This window comes from Variovorax glacialis (assembly GCF_051216375.1).
Lineage (GTDB): Bacteria > Pseudomonadota > Gammaproteobacteria > Burkholderiales > Burkholderiaceae_C > Variovorax.
On record NZ_JBPJZT010000003.1, the window covers coordinates 447,362 to 465,177 of the forward strand.

Here is a 17,816-nt window from a genome sequence, read left to right on the forward strand (position 1 = left end):
CCACCAGCATGGGCCAGGGGGACTCGAGTCATCAATACATTACTTTTCAACTGTTCAGGTGTCAACTAAAAAGGAGGCCTATTCGCGTTTCCCATTAGAGACCGGCCGGGCTGCGCGAGCCATGCCCCCAACGAACAAAGCCCGCATTTCCTGGGAAATGCGGGCTTTCGATAGGGATGCGGCTCAAGGCCGCTCACGTTCAACGGCTCGGCTTTAAGCCGCGCTTCTGCGCGTCGCGAGGCACGAAGACCTTGCCGCCGCCGGCGTAGCCGCGAGGCGCAAAACCGTCGCCTCGGCCGGCACCACCGCCAGCGCCGCCGCGCGGAGCGCTGTCGCCCCAACCCGGCTTGCGACCGTAGCCGGCTTCATCACGGCCACCGCCGAAATTGGCATTGCCCTGCGTCTGGAAGCCACGCGGCGCACCGGCGCCCGGGCCGCGCGAATTGCGATCGTTGAAGCCGCTGGCGCCGGCATACCCGCCGCCATTGCCACCACCGAAGCCACCGCCATTGCCGCCGCGATGACCGCCAGCACCGCCGAACTTTCGATCGCGCGAATGGCTGTCACGTCCACGGCCACCAAAGTCGCCTTGCGGACGCGATTGCGGCGAACGCTGTTGCGGCTCGAGGCCCGGAATCACTTCCGACTTGAATTGCTGGCGGCTGTACGACTCGATGTCGAAGATCCTGCGGCGATCGCGGAACTCGGCGAAGGTCACGGCGATGCCGTCACGCCCTGCCCGGCCGGTGCGGCCGATGCGGTGGGTGTAGTCCTCGGCCTTCATCGGAAGACCGAAGTTGAACACGTGCGTGATGGTCGGCACGTCGATGCCGCGCGCAGCCACGTCGGTGGCGACGAGGATCTGGACCTGGCCCTGGCGCAATGCCATCAGGCGGCGGTTGCGCAGGCCCTGGCTCAGCGCGCCGTGGAGCGCCACGGCGCTGAAGCCGTCCTGCTGCAGGTCGTTGGCGAGACCGTCGCACTCGACCTGCGTGCTTGCGAACACGATGGCCTGGTTGATGGTGGTGTCACGCAGCCAGTGGTCAAGCAGCTTGCGCTTGTGCTGCATGTTGTCGGCCCAGAACAGCACCTGCTTGATGTTGGCGTGCTTTTCCTGCGGGCTGTCGATCGTCACGCGCTGCGGCTCGCGCATCACGCGGGTCGCCAGTTGCTGGATGCGGGGCGCGAAGGTCGCGCTGAACATCATGGTCTGCTGGCGCTCGATGGTGAGCTGGTTGACTTCGGCGAGGTCATCCGAGAAGCCGAGGTCGAGCATGCGGTCGGCCTCGTCCACGACGAGGAACTTGACCTGGTCGAGCTTGATCTGCATCGAGCGCTGCAGGTCGAGCAGGCGGCCGGGCGTCGCGACGACCAGGTCGGCGTTCTGGAGACGGGCGATCTGCAACTGGTACGGCATGCCGCCCACCACATTGGCGATGCGCAGGCCGCGGCAGTGCTTGACCAGATCGATGGCGTCGTGCGCGACCTGTTGCGCCAGTTCGCGCGTCGGGCACAGGATCAGCGCACCGGGCGTCGCTGCCTTGAAGTGGCGCGCGTTGGTCGGGTCCTTGCGCTTCGGCTTCTTCGGGGGCGCTTCGCCACGGGCGGCGGCCTCGGCGGCCAGACGCTGGAATTCGGCCTTGGCTGCCGCTTCGGCTTCGGCCTGGCGTTGCAGCAAGGTGTGCAGCACGGGCAGCAGGAAGGCGGCGGTCTTGCCGCTGCCGGTCTGGCTCGACACCATCAGGTCGACAAAACGCGTGGGGCCGTCGGCGGTGCCGCTGGCGGTCATGGCGCGCGGAATCACCTGTTCCTGCACGGTCGTGGGTTGCGTGAAGCCGAGGTCTTCGACCGCGGCGATCAGCTCGGGTGCGAGGCCCAGCTTGATGAAGCCATTCGGCAGCTTGGGCTGAACGGGCTCGACGGCATCGAGTGCCTCGAAAGCCGGCGCAGCGTTGGAAGAGGTGTGGAGTTCGCCCGAAACAGCGAATTCATCGGATTGCACAGGCGCGAACTCGCCCTGCGCTTCAAAAGCGTCGGTCATTGGAAAATCTCATACGCGAGCACTGCCGTGGGCGGTGCTCCGTCGGGTGGTGAAAAACATCAACCATCCAACGACGTTCAGCAAGGACTTTCGTCTTTGCCGCGGCCCGTTATTCGGGCGCGATGTGCAAGATAGGGAGATGCAAGAAAACGCTGTGCAATACAGCGAAGCCGTCGATTATCGCATGACCCTGGGGTTTTACCTAATCCTGAATGCGAAGAAAGGTCTCGCGGTAATGCTCGAGTTCCTCGATCGATTCATGGACGTCGGCCAGCGCCGTGTGCGCCTGCTGCTTCTTGAATGCGTTGTAGGCCGACGGCTTCCAGCGCTTGGCCAACTCCTTGAGCGTGCTGACATCAAGGTTGCGGTAGTGGAAATACGCTTCCAACTTGGGCATGTACTTCACGAGGAAGCGCCGGTCCTGGCCGATCGTGTTTCCGCACATCGGTGAGCCGCTCTTCGGGATGTAGCGAGAGATGAACTGGAGCAACTCCTGCTCGGCCGTCGCTTCATCGAGCGAGGAAGCCTTCACCTTGTCGATCAGCCCGCTGCGGCCGTGCGTGCCCTTGTTCCAGGCGTCCATCCCGTCGAGCACCTGGTCGCTCTGGTGGATGACCAGCACGGGGCCATCGATGCGCGGTGTCAGGTCGGGACCGGTCACGACCACGGCAATTTCCAGCAGGCGTTCCTTTTCGGGATCGAGGCCGCTCATCTCGCAGTCCAGCCAGACAAGGTTCTGGTCGCTCTTCTTCAAGGTGGCTGCAGGGGCGGGCGCTGCGGGTTCGGTGGATTCAGGCATTCATGGATTGTCGTCGATGACCCTCCGGACAACTGGGCTTCCGACGCTCCAAGCGCCCTTGACGGCGACAGGGCGACCGCCGGGCGCCAGGACCGCGGGCTAAACTCGACCGCCATGTCCCCACCCTTCTCTGCCTCCCTCGCCTTCACCCTGGCCTTTGCCGTCGCGCTGGTGGCCGGCCTGGTGGTGAAGTTCTGGCTTGCCAGTCGACAGGTTCGCCACGTGGCGCGCCATCGCGATTCGGTGCCCGCGGTCTTCGAGCAGGCCATCACGCTCGCCGCCCACCAGAAGGCCGCCGACTACACGATGGCCAAGAGCCGCTTCGGCCTTGTCGAAATGGCCTGGAGCGCAGCGGTACTGCTGGGATGGACGTTGCTCGGCGGACTGGGCCTCCTCAACAACCTGCTGCTCGGCTGGATGGGCGGCGGCATGTGGCAGCAACTCGCCCTGCTCGGCGCTTTCGCGCTGATCGGTGGCTTGCTGGAACTGCCGTTCACGCTCTGGCAGACCTTCAGGCTGGAGGAGCGCTTCGGGTTCAACAAGATGACCTGGCGGCTCTGGTTGGCCGACGCGATCAAGGGCGTGCTGCTGGGTGCGCTGATCGGACTTCCGATCGCGGCGCTGATCCTGTGGCTCATGGGTGCGGCCGGTGCCTTGTGGTGGGTGTGGGCGTGGGGCGCATGGATGGCGTTCAATCTGCTTCTGATGCTCGTCTACCCGACATTCATTGCGCCGATCTTCAACAAGTTCCAGCCGTTGGACGATGCTGCGCTCAAGGAACGCGTCAACGCGCTCATGCAGCGCTGCGGCTTTGCGGCCAAGGGCCTCTTCGTCATGGACGGGAGCACGCGCAGTGCGCACGCGAATGCGTACTTCACCGGCTTTGGCGCCAGCAAGCGCGTAGTGTTCTACGACACGCTGCTGCGCCAACTCAACGCCGGCGAGGTGGAGGCGGTGCTGGCCCACGAATTGGGTCATTTCAAGCACCGGCATGTCATGAAGCGCATGGCTGCGATGTTCGCGCTGAGCCTGGCCGGCTTTGCCCTGCTGGGTTGGCTGTCGACCCACTTGTGGTTCTATACGGGCCTGGGCGTGCAACCCAACATGTCGGCGCCCAACGACGCGCTCGCGATCCTGCTCTTCATGCTGGCGGTACCGGTCTTCGGCTTCTTCGTCGCTCCGTTGCCGGTGTTGATCTCGCGCAAGCATGAGTTCGAGGCCGACGCCTACGCAATCGCGCAGACCAGTGGCGCCGACCTGAGGGCGGCACTGCTCAAGCTCTACAAGGACAACGCGTCGACGCTCACGCCCGACCCGGTGTTCGTCAAGTTCTACTACTCCCATCCCCCCGCCTCCGAGCGCCTGGCGCGCATGGCCACGGCAGCCTCATCCTGAAGCCCGACGATGACTAGCATGTTCAACCCCAAGGACTGGAAAACCCAGGCGCGCCGCGCAATGAGCGCCACCGAGATCGTGGCAAGCCTGGCAAGGCTCGAAGGCTGGAAGCTCGCAGGTGATGGGGCGAACGTCGCCATCGAGAAGACTTTCACCTTCGCCGACTACTTCGAGACCATCGCCTTCGTGAACGCGCTCGCGTGGGTCGCGCATCGGCAGGACCACCACCCCGACCTCTCGGTGCACTACGACCGCTGTGTGGTGCGCTTCAACACGCACGATGTAGGCGGCATTTCGTTGACCGACTTCGAGTGCGCCGCGCAAGCGGACGCATTGATTGCGGACTGAACCGATGGAACGCGCCCTTGGCTAAGCAGCGCGGCGGCACGGCCAGCGGCGTGGCGCTGCGCGACGGGCTCGTCGTCGCCAGCCACGGTCGTCACTGCCTCGTCGAGACACCAGAGGGGGACCGGCTGATTTGCCATCCTCGCGGCAAGAAGAGCCATGCCGTGGTGGGCGACCGCATCCAGTGGCAGGCGAGCGAGGACGAGGGCACGATTGAAAAGGTCCTGCCGCGAAAGAACCTGTTCTATCGGCAGGACGAGATACGAACGAAGTCGTTCGCAGCCAATCTCGACCAGGTGCTCATCCTGGTTGCGGCAGAGCCCGAGTTTTCCGAGACGCAACTGACACGGGCGCTCATCGCTGCCTCGGCGGAGCGCATCACACCCATCATCGCGCTCAACAAGAGCGACCTCGCGATCCCTTTCGAGCGTGCGTGGGCGCGCCTCGCGCCCTACCGTCGCATGGACTACACCGTGGTGCCTCTGGCCCTCACGGCCGCCGGCCAGGCGAATCGCGCGACGCTGACGACCCTGCTGTCCGGAAAGACCACGCTGGTGCTCGGCCCCTCGGGCGCGGGAAAGAGCACATTGATCAACCTTCTCGTGCCCGGCGCGACCGCGCTGACGGGCGAGATCTCGCAGGCACTCAACTCGGGCAAGCACACCACGACCAGCACGACCTGGTACTGGGTCGACGCGGCGAGAAGCACGGGGCTGATCGACTCGCCCGGCTTCCAGGAATTCGGGCTGCATCACATCGCGCCCATGCAATTGGCGCACCTGATGCCCGACATCGCCGCGCACGCCACGGACTGCAAGTTCTACAACTGCACGCACCTTCACGAACCGGGGTGCGGCGTGATTTCGCAGGTGGATTCGCCCTCCCGTCCGGGCGCGATCAGCGCTTCGCGGTACCGGATCTACGGCGAGCTGTTTGCCGAACTCAGCGAGTCAAAGTATTGAGTTCGCCCCCAGCCTCGCCCACTTCGTGTGGCTCGGGCACCCCTTCCGGGGGCAACCCCTGCGGCCCGGCGGAGCCGGCTCCGCGGGATTTCTAATGCGGATGCGCGATTTCTTGAGGGCCCCTAGCGCGCGGCGGTGATTTCAGTCAGCGCTTCGACCAGTGCCGTGCACTGGTCTCGCGTGCCGACTGTGATGCGCAGGTACTGCGCAATGCGGGGCTGCCTGAAATGACGTACGAGAACTGCCCGCGCGCGCAATGAGGCGGCAAGCTCGCCAGCGTCGTACGCTGGATGCCGGACGAAAAGGAAGTTGGCCTGCGACGGGAGCACTTCGAAACCCAGGTCCTCCAGTTGCAGCGCCAGGCCTTCGCGGGTGTCGACGATGCTGTCGCGCGTTTTGGCAAACCATACTTCGTCTTCGAACGCAGCGATCGCGCCCGCCGAGGCGAGTCGATCGAGGGGGTAGGAATTGAAGCTGTTCTTGACGCGCTCGAGCGCGTCGATCAGGTGTTCTTGCCCGCAGGCGAATCCGACGCGCAAGCCGGCGAGTGAGCGCGACTTGGACAGTGTCTGGACGACCAGAAGATTCGGATAAGCGGCGATCAGGGGCAGGGCGCTCTCGCCGCCGAAATCGACATAGGCTTCATCGACCAGAACGACGCGGTCGGGGCAGGCCTCGACCAATGCCTCGATACAGGACAGCGGCATCCCGATGCCGGTCGGCGCATTCGGGTTGGCTATCACGATGCCCGCACAGCCGGCGGCTGCGCGCGCGGCCAGCGCCCCGTCATCGATGCGCAGCGCGTTATCGACAGGCTGAAGTTCGCAAGCGATGCCGTAGAGCTGGGCATAGACGCGATAGAAGCTGTACGTGACGTCCGGGATCAGCAGCGGCTCGGCATGCTGGAAGAAGGCGAAGAACGCATGGGCGAGCACTTCGTCCGAGCCGTTGCCCGCGAACACTTGATTGCTTTGCAAGCCGTATCGCGCGGCAATCGCCTCGCGTAGCGCGGTGGACTCAGGGTCCGGATAGCGCTCCAGGGCAGTCTCGGCGGCACTGCAGATGGCATCGACCACGCGCGGCGACGGCGGATACGGGTTCTCGTTGGTGTTGAGCTTGACCAGGTTCGCGATACGCGGCTGTTCGCCGGGCACATAGGGCTCCAGCGCCGCTATGCGTGGACTGCAGAACCTTGGAACGCTGGACAAGTCCGATCCTGCCTGACGGCTCAGCCCAGCAAGCGCGCCAAGGTGAGCAGCGCCAGCAACACCATCCACATCACGACCGAACGCCACACGAGGCCGACCACGCTGCGCAGGTGCGCGGGCTCGGGTTCGCGTCCGGGGGTGCTGCCGCTGTCGGGGCCACGACCACCGGCAAACGAATCGCCGGCCTGCGCGCGCGGCAGCGGGTCCGTGACCGGGACGGCACTCAGCGTGCCGCCGCCGAGCCTGACGTTGACCGCACCGGAAGTCGCCGCGAGGATGACGCCATCGTTCTCGTTGGGGAAGCGCCGGGCGTCATTGCGCCAGCAATCGATCGCCTCTTCGAAGCTGCCGACGACGGCGAAGCCGAGCGCGGTAATGCGAGCAGGCAGCCAGTCGATCACGCTCCACGAACGATCCGCGGCTTGCTGAACCCAGATGCTCGAAGGCTGCGTCGATGCGCCGCTCTTGTGGGCCCAATAGCGGGACACGAATTCGCTCATCCGGTAGAACACCGCGCCAGCAGGCCCCAGCCCGACCGCGGCAAGAATCGAAAACCAGGCGAGCACGCCGAACACATGCCGATGCGCTGCGATCACCGAGTGCTCGATGACGTGCCGCACGATCTCGCTGCGAGGCAGGTCGGCGGCGTCGACATGCTGCCAGTGGGCCAGCAACGAGCGCGCGAGCGCCTCGTCCCCCTCATCGAGCGCGTCGCGAATCCCGGTGAAATGGTGACTGAACTGTCTGAAGCCCAGCGTGACATAGAGGATGGCGATGCTCCATAGCACCGCGAAGGGCAGCCCGATCGTGAGGATCAGGAGCCAGTGCACCGCCAGCACGAGCACAGTCGGCACGAAGACCGCCAGCGACCATGCGACCCATCCGTGGTTGGGCTTGCCTGCATCGAAGTTGCGACTGGTCCAGCGGGTCCAGGCTAGCACACCGCCATACACCGGGTTGTGATACGCCAGCGGACGCACCTGCTCGATCAGCAACGCACACAGGATGGCAAAGAAGCTCATCGGAAGATTCTAGAACCCCGGGATCGCACGATTTCGAGGAACTCCCTAGGGAAACCCACGGGTCCGGTCAGGCGCTGAGGAAGCGATAGAGATTGCGCAGCATGCCCGCCGTTGCGCCCCAGACGTAACGCTCATGGGGTCCGTCCTGGTACGGCATCGACAGCCATTCGCGCGACATCTGGTCGTCGACCAACGTGTGGCGGCGATGATTCGCCGGGTTCATCAGGAAGCCGAGGGGCACCTCGAATGCCTCCGCGACTTCATGCGGATTGATCGACAGCTCGAAGTCAGGCTGCACGAGCGCGACGATCGGCGTCACGATGAACGATGTGACGGTCGTGTATGTCGGGAGGCCGCCCAGCACTTCGATGTATGCCGCCGACAGGCCGACCTCTTCCCATGCTTCCCGCAGTGCGGCAGCAGCGATGTTGGCGTCCTCGGGATCGACGCGGCCGCCCGGAAATGCAACCTGGCCCGAGTGGTTCGACAGGTTCGTGGTGCGCTCCGTCAGCAGGACCGTGGGCTCGTCTCTCATCACGATGGGGATGAGTACGGCAGCCTGCGCCGGCGGTCGATCCAACATCCGCGGCTCCCGGCGCATCTCAGGTGTCCATTCCGGCGGGGTGGCAAACCGTGCGCGCAGCGCGCGCGCGCTGAGCTCGGCAGGGGAGACAGCCGGCAAATTGACGTCGATTCCGCTCACCGGCACCTCGCGTGGATCGAAGGACGGCAACACCGGCTGGAGGACGGCATTGATGGTTTCGACAGGAGAAGCGCTCATGGCCGATGGTGGGGTAGTCAAGTAGATGCTTACTGAGTTAACGATGCAGGGACGGCATGCGGATGACACGCGGCGCCAAAACAAAATCACGAACGCCTCGTTATCGAGGCCCCAATGAAAAAAGCCGCCTGAGTGGCGGCTTCTTGCGCGACAAGCGGACGCTGCTTATTGAGCGGCCGACGCTGCCGACGACTTGCCCGGCAGCTTTTCCTTGATGCGGGCCGAACGGCCGCTGCGCTCGCGAAGGTAGTACAGCTTGGCGCGGCGAACGTCGCCACGACGCTTGACTTCGATGCTGGCGATCAGCGGGCTGTAGGTCTGGAACGTGCGTTCCACGCCTTCACCGCTGGAGATCTTGCGCACCGTGAAGCCGCTGTTGAGGCCGCGATTGCGCTTGGCAATCACGACGCCTTCGTAGGCCTGCACACGCTTGCGGTTGCCTTCGACGACGTTCACGCTGACGATGACCGTGTCACCGGGCATGAAATCGGGGATCTTCTTGCCGAGCCGGGCGATTTCTTCCTGCTCGAGGGTCTGGATGAGGTTCATGATTTCCTGATTTCGATCTTGTCCACGCTACACAAAAGGCGCCTTCGATGGCACGTGGCGTGCCGGCGCGGCTGGGCAGAGGATCGGGGAACCAGAGATTATAGCTTTTTCTGAAGCGTTTTCTCGTCCGCTGGAGTCAGCCGGCCTGCACCTCGCGCCGCGTCAATCAGATCCGGCCGCTTCTCCCGGGTGATCAGCAAGCGTTGGTCCCGACGCCAGCGTTCGATCTGGACGTGGTGGCCTGACATCAGGACCGGCGGCACGCCCTCGCCCTGCCAATGTTCAGGACGCGTGTAGTGGGGACAGTCAAGCAACCCATCGAGTGCGGGGTTGAAGCTGTCCTGCGCGTGACTGGCCTGATCGCCCAGCACGCCGGGCTGGAGACGCGCAACCGCATCCAGCAGCGCCATGGCTGCAATCTCGCCACCCGACAGCACGAAATCACCGAGGCTGATCTGGTGCGTGACTCTTGAATCGACGAAGCGCTGATCGATGCCCTCGTAGCGTCCGCAGATTAGAACCGCGCCCTCGCCAGCGGACCACCTTTCGACCGCGTCGTGACGCAAGGTCTCGCCGATGGGCGAGAACAGCACGACCGGCGCCGATGCCCCGCGCGCCGACAGTGCCGCATCGAGGCAAGCCGACAGCGGCTCCGCCATCATGACCATGCCCGGGCCACCCCCGAAAGGCCGATCGTCGACTCGCCGATAGTTACCTTCGGCGTAGTCGCGAGGATTCCAGAGGACGACTTCGACCTGATTCGATTCGTACGCACGACGCGTCACGCCACTCAAGAAGAATGGCGCAAACAGCTCGGGAAACAGTGTGAGGACGTCGAAGCGCATGAAGGCGCCGGTTCGGCCCGGATCAGTAGTCGGGCTGCCAGTCGACCGTGATCAGGCGACCTGGCAGATCGACCTTGTCGATGAAGGCCGACACGAAGGGAACCATTCGTTCGACCGGCTTGCCATCTTCTTGGGCGTCCAGGACCAGCGTCGTCTGCGGGCCCGTGGCGAGCAATTCACGCACGCTGCCGAGCGAAACGCCCTCGCGATTCACGACCGCGAGGCCGATCAGGTCGACCCAGTAGTACTCGTCGTCACCCGCAGTCGGAAAGCTCGACCGGGGTACGAAGACGCGCGCACCGCGAAGTGCTTCGGCCGCATTGCGGTCCGGCACGTCCTCGGAAGAGGCGACGATGCAATCGGAGTGTTCCTTGGCTTCACGGATCGCGAGCCTGAACGCGTGGCCCTTCGATGCGCCCGGGGGCTGCAGGAACCAGCGCTTGGATGAGAAAAGCGCCTCGGGTCGGGCGCTGTGGGGCAGGACCTTGAACCAGCCCTTGATGCCCCAGGCGTCGGCGATGCGCGCCACTTCGATCGCATCCGCCGGCAATTCGGCGGTTTCGAGGGTGGGCAGCATCGCCGGCCGCGGTTTAGGCAGCCGCTTTGGGAGCCGCAGCCGCGGCCTGCTTGATGAGGCGGGTCACGGTGGGGGAAGCTTGCGCGCCGACGCTCTTCCAATAGGTCAGGCGATCCTGCGCGATGCGGATGCTTTCTTCATTTTCCTTGGCGGTCGGGTTGTAGAAACCCAGGCGTTCGATGAAACGGCCATCGCGACGAACGCGCTTGTCCGACACGACGATGTTGAAAAACGGACGGCCTTTGGAACCGCCGCGGGAGAGTCGAATGACGACCATGATTTATCCTTCGGGTGGTGCAGCAAACCCGCAAGGTTCGCCCACAGTGTTCTTCCAGCGTCGAGACACGCGACATGGCCACCCGGCCAGCGACACGCTGAAAAGCCCTCGATTATAGCCCGCAGTCTCATTTCCAATCCCTTGGCCGCGCCAAGCTTTCCCGAATGACCCTCATCCGACCCAGCCGCGACGAAGACGTCGCGGCCATCACCGCCATCTACGCCCACCACGTGCTGCACGGCACCGGCAGCTTCGAAACCGAACCGCCGACTGCCAGCGACATGGCCCAGCGCCGGGCCGACGTCCTTTCGAAGAAGCTCCCCTACCTCGTCGCGGAGCGCGATGGCGAACTGCTCGGCTTCGCCTACTGCAACTGGTTCAAGCCACGCCCTGCCTATCGCTTTTCAGCCGAGGACTCGATCTATCTCGCCGACAGCGCCCGCGGACAGGGTCTCGGAGCCAGGTTGCTGGCCGCACTGTCCGAGGCGGCCGAATCCGTCGGCGTGCGCAAGTTGATCGCCGTCATCGGCGATTCGGCCAACGCGGGCTCCATCGGCGTCCATCGTGCGCAAGGGTTCAGCCACGTGGGCGTCTTCAAGGATTGCGGATGGAAGTTCGGCGAGTGGCGCGATATCGTGCTGATGGAAAAGGTGCTGGGCGAAGGCAGCGCCACCAAGCCCGAATGAAGAACAAGACCGTGGCCGCGTGGCTGGCCTTCCTCGGCGGCCCACTGGGCCTGCACTGCTTCTATCTTCGCGGCCGCTCCAGCGTCCTCGGCTGGCTTCTGCTGATCCCGACCGCGCTCGGCCTCTACGGCGTCGAGCGCGTGCGGCTCTACGGCCTCGACGACGGCATCAGTTGGGCCCTGATCCCCCTGCTCGGCTTCACGATCTCCGGCTGCGCTCTTACAGCCATCGTCTACGGCCTGATGACCCCGGAAAAGTGGAACGCCCGCTACAACGCCGGGCGCTCCGACACCGCGGCCGGCAACACCAACTGGCTCACCATCGGCGCCGTCGTCCTCGCCCTGTTCTTCGGCAGCACCATTCTCATGGCCAGCCTGGCCTTCAGCTTCCAGCGCTACTTCGAACACGAAATCGAAGCCGGCCGAAAAATCTCGCAATAGGAAGACCAAGCCATCCGGGGCGAAGGTACCCCGGCAAGGGGGCCGCCGCGCCCGGCCGCCCGAAGCGGCCGGCCCGCCACCGGCCGGGGGAAGGCGAAGCGACACGAAGTGCGCGCAGCCTGGGGGCGAGCTAAAACACCTGGAAGCCGATCCAGTAAGCGATCGCAGCCACGAAAGCCGACGCCGGGATCGTGAAGATCCATGCCCACACGATGTTGCCGGCGACACCCCAACGCACCGCGCTCATGCGCTGTGCCGCGCCCACCCCGACGATGGCGCCCGTGATCGTGTGCGTCGTCGACACCGGGATGCCCAGCGCCGTCGCCAGGAACAGCGTCAAAGCCCCGCCGGTTTCAGCGCAAAAACCGCCGACGGGCTTGAGCTTCGTGATCTTCTGTCCCATTGTCTTGACGATGCGCCAGCCTCCGAACATCGTGCCGAGTGCGATGGCGGTGTAGCAGCTCACGATCGTCCAGGTCGGCGGCGTATCCGCATCCGGGGCGGCGTAGCCCGTGGCGATCAGCAACATCCAGATGATGCCGATGGTCTTCTGTGCATCGTTGCCGCCGTGGCCCAGACTGTAGGCGCCGGCCGAGACCAGCTGCAGCCGCCGGAACCATCGATCCACCCGCGAAGGTGTGGAACGCCTGAACGTCCAGGCGACCACGACCATCATCATCGACCCCAGCAGGAAGCCGAGCAGCGGCGAAACGAAGATGAATGCCACGGTCTTCCAGATGCCCGACGCAATCAGCGAGCCCGAGCCCGCCTTGGCGATCACCGCACCCACGATGCCGCCGATGAGCGCATGCGACGAACTGCTGGGAATGCCGTAGTACCAGGTGACGAGGTTCCAGCTGATGGCCCCCACCAGTGCACCGAAGACGACGTGCACGTCCACGATGCCGGGCTGAACGATGCCCTTCCCGATCGTTGCCGCCACGCTCAGGTGGAATACGAAGATCGCGATCAGGTTGAAGAAGGCCGCGAACACGACCGCCTGGCCGGGCTTCAGGACACCGGTCGACACGACGGTGGCGATCGAATTCGCCGCGTCGTGGAATCCGTTCATGAAATCGAATGCGATGGCCAACGCGACCAGCACCACCACCACCCAGAGGGCGACCTGAACCGTTGCCATTCGAAGCCCGTGCGATCAGGAGTTCTCGAGGACGATGCCCTCGATCACGTTGGCGACGTCTTCGCACTTGTCGGTGATGGTCTCGAGCAGCTCGTAGATGGCCTTGAGCTTGATGACCTCGCGCACATCCGGCTCCTCGCGGAACAGCTTGCTCATCGCGCTGCGCATCACGCGGTCGGCGTCGGACTCGAGTCGGTCGATCTCCTCGCAGGTCTTCAGCGTGGCTTCGGCGGTGGCCGGATCGGTGATCTTGCCGAGGAACTTGACCGCGTCCTTCACCCGTTCGCAGCACTTCACACTGAGCATGGTGAGGCGCGTGATTTCCTCGGTCATGTGGCGCACGTCATAGAGCGCCATGGTTTCGGCCGAATCCTGGATCAGGTCGGCCACGTCGTCCATCGTGTTGATCAGCTTGTGGATCTGCTCGCGATCGATCGGCGTGATGAAGGTCTTGTGGATCAGGCGGTTGACGTCATGCGTCACGCGATCGGCGGCCCGCTCGGCGTTGTCGACATCGCGGTTGTATTGCTCGCGCAGGTGCAGGTCGTTGTAGTTGGCGACCAGATGTTCGAAGGCGCGCGCAGCTTCGACGATGCGATCGGCGTGCTGATTGAACATCTCGAAAAAATTCCCCTCGCGGGGCAGCAGCTTGCCGAACATGGCGCTCTCCTGGGTTCGCGGCCGTCACAGCACAGGTCTGTGACACCTTCGTGAAAAACCGCGCAAGTGTAATGGGCGGACCTGAATGGGCCGTCAGAGCCGCTCGATCCGCTGGTCCGCGACGCTGGCGATCTGTTCGCGCGTGACCTGATCCGGCGCGATTTCGGCGAGTGGAAGGAGGACGAAGGCCCGTTCGTTCATCCGGGGATGCGGGAGCGTGAGCGTTTCGGTGTCCAAGGCGACGTCGGCATATCGCAACAAATCGAGATCGAGCGTGCGGGGCGCGTTCCGATAGGGTCGCTCGCGGCCCGCAACGACCTCCAACCGCTGGAGTTCCGCCAGCAGCGCATGCGGTTCCAGCGTCGTCTCCAACTCGACGACGGCATTGATGAAGTCAGGCCCCGTCGCATCGACGGGGGCCGTCCGGTAGAGCGAGGAGCGCGCCCTAACCCGCGTTGCGGGCAATGCGTGCAGATCGACCATGGCCTGCTCAACGGTCCCGCGCGCGTCGCCAAGGTTGGCGCCGATCGCGACGTAGGCCCGGACGGTCATTCCGCAGCGACGCTTCCGGCCTCACCCCCGCCGCTGCGCGGCTTGCGCCGGCGGCGACGCTTGCGCGGCGCGGTGGTCACTTCGCCGTCCGGCGGCGCGTCCGACTCCGTATCCTCCCTGGGCGCCGTCGTCCGATGTCCGGACGACGGCTCCGCCGGCGGGCGCGCCGGCACGCGCTGGCGCGTCCGCTTCTGCTGCTCGTCGCGCACCTGGTCCATCAAGTCCTGCCGACGCACGTCGTCGGCGGTGCTGAATTCCTGCCACCACTCCGCGATCGCCTCGCCAACTTCGCCGACGTCGGCACGCAGCCGCATGAAGTCGAAGGCGGCGCGGAAGCGGGCCTGCTCGACCAGGCTGTACGGCGTGGCTCCGCTGCGCTTGTCGAAGCGCGGCTGCATCATCCAGATCTCGCGCATGTCCGCCGCCAGCTTGCCGCGACCCGAGACGTCGCCGATGCGGGCGTTGAACACGTCGTCGATCGCATCCTGCAGCGCCGGAAACGACGCCTGCGGCCGCTGGCCATGCCGACCTTCGATGCGCTGTGCCCAGCCGTCGCGCACGTCCGCCCACAGCACGCAGGCCAGCAGGAAGCTCGGTGCCACCGGTTTGCCCTCGCCCACGCGGCGATCCGTGTCCTGCAAGGCGGCATTGACGAAGGGCTGCTCGGCGCGCTCCACGACCACGTCGAGCAGCGGATAGATGCCGGTCGCGAGGCCGAGCTTGCGCAGCTGCGCCACGGTCGCGACCGCATGGCCGGTCTGGAGCAGCTTGAGCATCTCGTCGAACAGGCGGCTCTGCGGCACGTCCGCGAGGAGCCGACTTGACTCGACCAGCGGCGCAGCCGTCTTCGGCTCCAGCTTGAAACCCAGCGCAGCCAGCTTGGCCGAGAAGCGGATCGCGCGAATGATGCGTACCGGGTCCTCGCGGTAGCGCGTGATCGGGTCGCCGATCATGCGCAGCGTGAGCTTCTTCGCGTCCTTGATGCCGTTGTGATAGTCGACCACGATCTGGCTGGCCGGGTCGTAGTACATCGCATTGACCGTGAAGTCGCGGCGCGCGGCGTCTTCTTCCTGGGGGCCCCAGACGTTGTCGCGCAGCACCCGGCCGCTGGCGTCCACCGCGTGCTTCATGCCCGCGAGTTCGCCCTTGCTGGTGCGCTCGTTGCCTGCCACCTGCTCGGCGCCGGCGCTGTCCATGTAGGCGCGGAAGGTCGAAACCTCGATCACTTCATGGTCGCGGCCGCGGCCGTACACCACGTGAACGATCCGGAAACGCCGCCCGATGATGAAAGCGCGGCGGAACAGGCCTTTCACCTGCTCGGGCGTGGCGTTGGTCGCGACGTCGAAGTCCTTCGGACGCAGCCCCAGCAGCAGATCGCGCACCGCGCCACCGACCACATAGGCCTCGAAGCCCGCTTCCTGCAGGGTGGTGACCACGTTCCTGGCGCGCTCATCGACCAGGGCCGAATCGATGCCGTGCACCGAGGCGGCGACCTCCTGGCGCTTACCGAAACGAGCCTTGCCGAGCGGCGCGTCGCCCGATTTGCCGAGGAGTTTGTCGATGAATTTCTTGATCATTGGGAGGGAGGGTACGGCGCTACGGCGCCTTATTCATTTTCCAGCATCGACCGGATCAGCGGGATGGTGATCGCGCGCTGCGTCTGCAAGGCGTAGCCGTCGAGTTGCGTGAGCAGTTCCATCAGGCTGCCGAGATCACGGCTGAATCGATGCAGCATGTAGTCGAGCACGTCGTCCGAAAGCATCACGCCGCGGCTGTCCGCGGCCTGACGCAGGACCGCGCGCCGCTCGGTCTCGCTCAGGACCTGCAAGTGGAACACATGGCCCCAGCCCAGGCGTGTGCGCAAGTCTTCGCGCAGCGGCAGGTCGGCCGGCGGCAAGGCGCCGGCCGCGACGACACCGCGCTGCAGGCTCTGCGCGTTGACGAACCAGTTGAATGCGGCGTGCTGCTGGACCGCGGTGAAGAGATGCACGTCGTCGAGGAGCACGGCACCCCAGCGCTCGTCGAACTCGGGCGGGTTCGCCACTGCGGGGCTCAACCAGCCGACGCTGGCGCCCTGCTCGCGCAGCGCGCTGCGCACGGCTTCGAGCAGATGGGACTTGCCGCTTCCGCTCTCCCCCCAGAGATAGGTCGGCACCGGCGAATGGAGCGTGGGCGCGCGCGCATCGCCGACCCACAGCGTCAGGTGCCGCAACGCAGGCTCGTTCGGCCCGGCGAAAAAGCCCGCGAGCGTCGGACCGGTGGCCAGGCCGATATCGAGCGCAAGCTGCTTCATGCCATGGCCGCCGGCAGCAGCAGGGGAGACGCGTGGGACGCGAAAGGAGGGTTCATGGGGCAGGACTAGGAAGCCTGAGGGAGGGGGAGCCGATGAGCGCCCTTAAAATCGTCGCGAATTCTATCGGCCCGACCGTATCGGTTGCCGGCCTCATTGTCCTCCTTCCGCCCTCCCCTCCTTCAGTCCGGCCCTGCCATGAACTCCAACTCCTCCTCTCCGCTCAGCTACAAGGACGCGGGCGTCGACATCGATGCCGGCGATGCGCTGGTCGACCGGATCAAGCCCCTCGCGAAGAAGACGATGCGCGAAGGCGTGCTGGCCGGCATCGGCGGCTTCGGCGCCCTGTTCGAGGTGCCCAAGCGGTACAAGGAGCCTGTGCTGGTGAGCGGCACCGACGGCGTGGGAACCAAGCTCAAGCTGGCCTTCGAATGGAACATGCACGACACGGTCGGCATCGACCTGGTCGCCATGAGCGTGAACGACGTGCTGGTGCAAGGCGCCGAACCCCTCTTCTTCCTGGACTATTTCGCCTGCGGCAAGCTCGATGTCGACACGGCCGCGGCGGTGGTCGGCGGCATTGCCCGGGGCTGTGAGCTCAGCGGCTGCGCCCTGATCGGCGGCGAGACGGCCGAGATGCCCGGCATGTACCCCGCCGGCGAGTACGACCTTGCCGGCTTCGCGGTCGGCGCCGTCGAGAAGGCGCTGATCCTCACGGGGCAGAACGTCAAGCCCGGCGACATGGTGCTGGGCCTGGCCTCGTCCGGCGTGCATTCCAACGGCTTCAGCCTCGTGCGCAAGGTGATCGAGCGCGCAGGTGACGCCCTACCGGCCGCGCTGGACGCCAAGCCCTTCCGCGAAGCGGTGATGGCGCCGACCCGTCTCTACGTCAAGCCCGTGCTGGCCGCACTCGCGAAGCATCCGATCAAGGCCCTGGCCCACATCACCGGCGGCGGCCTGCTCGAGAACATCCCGCGCGTGCTGCCCGACGGAACCGCAGCCCACCTGCGCAAGGGCAGCTGGCCGCAGACCGAACTCTTCGCATGGCTGCAGAAAATCGCCGGCATCGATGACATCGAGATGAACCGCACCTTCAACAACGGCATCGGCATGGTGGTCGTGATCGACGCGGCCGAAGCCGCAGCCTGTGCCGCCACGCTCCGCGCGGAGGGCGAGACCGTGCACGAGATCGGGGTCATCGCCGAACGTGGAGCGGGCGCGGCTGTCGTCGTCGCCTGAACAGCCT

At 65.2% G+C, this 17,816-nt stretch carries 20 protein-coding genes; 6 read left to right on the plus strand and 14 right to left on the minus strand.

Translation table 11 applies throughout. From position 1 onward, the window contains the following. Positions 1-199 precede the first annotated feature (199 nt). Together ACSFBL_RS10805 and orn are read right to left on the minus strand one after the other, a co-directional pair. Positions 200-2,041, minus strand: coding sequence for a DEAD/DEAH box helicase (locus ACSFBL_RS10805; RefSeq protein WP_435515761.1), 1,842 nt, complete (start codon positions 2,039-2,041; stop codon positions 200-202). Between the two features lie 202 nt (positions 2,042-2,243). Continuing rightward, positions 2,244-2,840, minus strand: a complete 597-nt coding sequence (orn, locus tag ACSFBL_RS10810) for an oligoribonuclease (protein WP_435515762.1) — start codon at positions 2,838-2,840, stop codon at positions 2,244-2,246. 114 nt (positions 2,841-2,954) lie between these two features. Here orn and ACSFBL_RS10815 point away from each other — a divergent pair, with 114 nt between their 5' ends. From ACSFBL_RS10815 to rsgA, 3 genes are read left to right on the plus strand one after another with little or no spacing between them, the layout of a single operon-like run. Then, complete coding sequence (locus ACSFBL_RS10815; protein ID WP_435515763.1) at positions 2,955-4,235, plus strand: M48 family metallopeptidase; 1,281 nt, start codon at positions 2,955-2,957, stop codon at positions 4,233-4,235. 9 nt (positions 4,236-4,244) lie between these two features. After that, positions 4,245-4,583, plus strand: a complete 339-nt coding sequence (locus tag ACSFBL_RS10820; RefSeq protein WP_435515764.1) for a 4a-hydroxytetrahydrobiopterin dehydratase — start codon at positions 4,245-4,247, stop codon at positions 4,581-4,583. Between the two features lie 17 nt (positions 4,584-4,600). Beyond that, positions 4,601-5,542, plus strand: a complete 942-nt coding sequence (rsgA, locus tag ACSFBL_RS10825) for a ribosome small subunit-dependent GTPase A (protein WP_435515765.1) — start codon at positions 4,601-4,603, stop codon at positions 5,540-5,542. Positions 5,543-5,664: 122 nt separating this feature from the next. Here rsgA and hisC read toward each other — a convergent pair whose 3' ends face one another. The 7 genes from hisC to rpsP form a co-directional block, all read right to left on the minus strand. Beyond that, positions 5,665-6,750, minus strand: coding sequence for a histidinol-phosphate transaminase (hisC, locus tag ACSFBL_RS10830; RefSeq protein WP_435515930.1), 1,086 nt, complete (start codon positions 6,748-6,750; stop codon positions 5,665-5,667). Between the two features lie 20 nt (positions 6,751-6,770). Further along, positions 6,771-7,772 carry a CobD/CbiB family protein gene (locus tag ACSFBL_RS10835; RefSeq protein WP_435515766.1) on the minus strand — a complete coding sequence of 334 codons (1,002 nt, stop codon included), beginning with the start codon at positions 7,770-7,772 and terminating at the stop codon, positions 6,771-6,773. A 67-nt stretch (positions 7,773-7,839) separates the two neighbouring features. Further along, entirely contained in the window at positions 7,840-8,553 is a 714-nt protein-coding gene (locus tag ACSFBL_RS10840; protein ID WP_435515931.1) for a CoA pyrophosphatase, read from the minus strand. 165 nt (positions 8,554-8,718) lie between these two features. Continuing rightward, the gene (gene rplS, locus ACSFBL_RS10845) at positions 8,719-9,102 is read right to left on the minus strand and encodes a 50S ribosomal protein L19 (protein WP_435515767.1); all 384 of its coding nucleotides are present in this window, start codon (positions 9,100-9,102) and stop codon (positions 8,719-8,721) included. Between the two features lie 98 nt (positions 9,103-9,200). Beyond that, positions 9,201-9,947, minus strand: coding sequence for a tRNA (guanosine(37)-N1)-methyltransferase TrmD (gene trmD, locus ACSFBL_RS10850; protein WP_435515768.1), 747 nt, complete (start codon positions 9,945-9,947; stop codon positions 9,201-9,203). Between the two features lie 22 nt (positions 9,948-9,969). After that, positions 9,970-10,524 (minus strand): ribosome maturation factor RimM, encoded by a 555-nt coding sequence (gene rimM / locus ACSFBL_RS10855; RefSeq protein ID WP_435515769.1) that lies wholly within the window; start codon positions 10,522-10,524, stop codon positions 9,970-9,972. Between the two features lie 13 nt (positions 10,525-10,537). Further along, positions 10,538-10,801, minus strand: a complete 264-nt coding sequence (gene rpsP / locus ACSFBL_RS10860) for a 30S ribosomal protein S16 (RefSeq protein WP_028248676.1) — start codon at positions 10,799-10,801, stop codon at positions 10,538-10,540. Positions 10,802-10,965: 164 nt separating this feature from the next. Here rpsP and ACSFBL_RS10865 point away from each other — a divergent pair, with 164 nt between their 5' ends. Both ACSFBL_RS10865 and ACSFBL_RS10870 read left to right on the plus strand, forming a co-directional pair. Beyond that, a complete protein-coding gene (locus ACSFBL_RS10865) occupies positions 10,966-11,487 on the plus strand; it encodes a GNAT family N-acetyltransferase (protein ID WP_435515770.1) in 522 nt (173 codons plus the stop codon). Next, positions 11,484-11,927, plus strand: a complete 444-nt coding sequence (locus tag ACSFBL_RS10870; RefSeq protein ID WP_435515771.1) for a TM2 domain-containing protein — start codon at positions 11,484-11,486, stop codon at positions 11,925-11,927. Before ACSFBL_RS10865 ends, ACSFBL_RS10870 begins: the two co-directional genes overlap by 4 nt. A 130-nt stretch (positions 11,928-12,057) precedes the next feature. On the opposite strand, the gene ACSFBL_RS10875 is transcribed toward ACSFBL_RS10870, so the two are convergent. The 5 genes from ACSFBL_RS10875 to hda form a co-directional block, all read right to left on the minus strand. Continuing rightward, entirely contained in the window at positions 12,058-13,068 is a 1,011-nt protein-coding gene (locus ACSFBL_RS10875) for an inorganic phosphate transporter (RefSeq protein ID WP_435515772.1), read from the minus strand. Between the two features lie 15 nt (positions 13,069-13,083). Beyond that, positions 13,084-13,728 carry a DUF47 domain-containing protein gene (locus ACSFBL_RS10880; RefSeq protein ID WP_028248672.1) on the minus strand — a complete coding sequence of 215 codons (645 nt, stop codon included), beginning with the start codon at positions 13,726-13,728 and terminating at the stop codon, positions 13,084-13,086. 93 nt (positions 13,729-13,821) lie between these two features. Next, positions 13,822-14,280, minus strand: a complete 459-nt coding sequence (gene folK, locus ACSFBL_RS10885) for a 2-amino-4-hydroxy-6-hydroxymethyldihydropteridine diphosphokinase (protein ID WP_435515773.1) — start codon at positions 14,278-14,280, stop codon at positions 13,822-13,824. After that, the gene (gene pcnB, locus ACSFBL_RS10890) at positions 14,277-15,857 is read right to left on the minus strand and encodes a polynucleotide adenylyltransferase PcnB (protein WP_435515774.1); all 1,581 of its coding nucleotides are present in this window, start codon (positions 15,855-15,857) and stop codon (positions 14,277-14,279) included. The genes folK and pcnB overlap by 4 nt, the downstream gene beginning before the upstream one ends. Before the next feature lie 29 nt (positions 15,858-15,886). Beyond that, positions 15,887-16,573 (minus strand): DnaA regulatory inactivator Hda, encoded by a 687-nt coding sequence (hda, locus tag ACSFBL_RS10895; RefSeq protein ID WP_435515775.1) that lies wholly within the window; start codon positions 16,571-16,573, stop codon positions 15,887-15,889. Positions 16,574-16,768: 195 nt separating this feature from the next. Between hda and purM the strand changes: the two genes are divergently transcribed. Continuing rightward, on the plus strand, positions 16,769-17,809 hold the full coding sequence (gene purM / locus ACSFBL_RS10900) for a phosphoribosylformylglycinamidine cyclo-ligase (protein WP_435515776.1): 1,041 nt from the start codon (positions 16,769-16,771) through the stop codon (positions 17,807-17,809). The last annotated feature ends 7 nt before the right edge of the window (positions 17,810-17,816 follow it).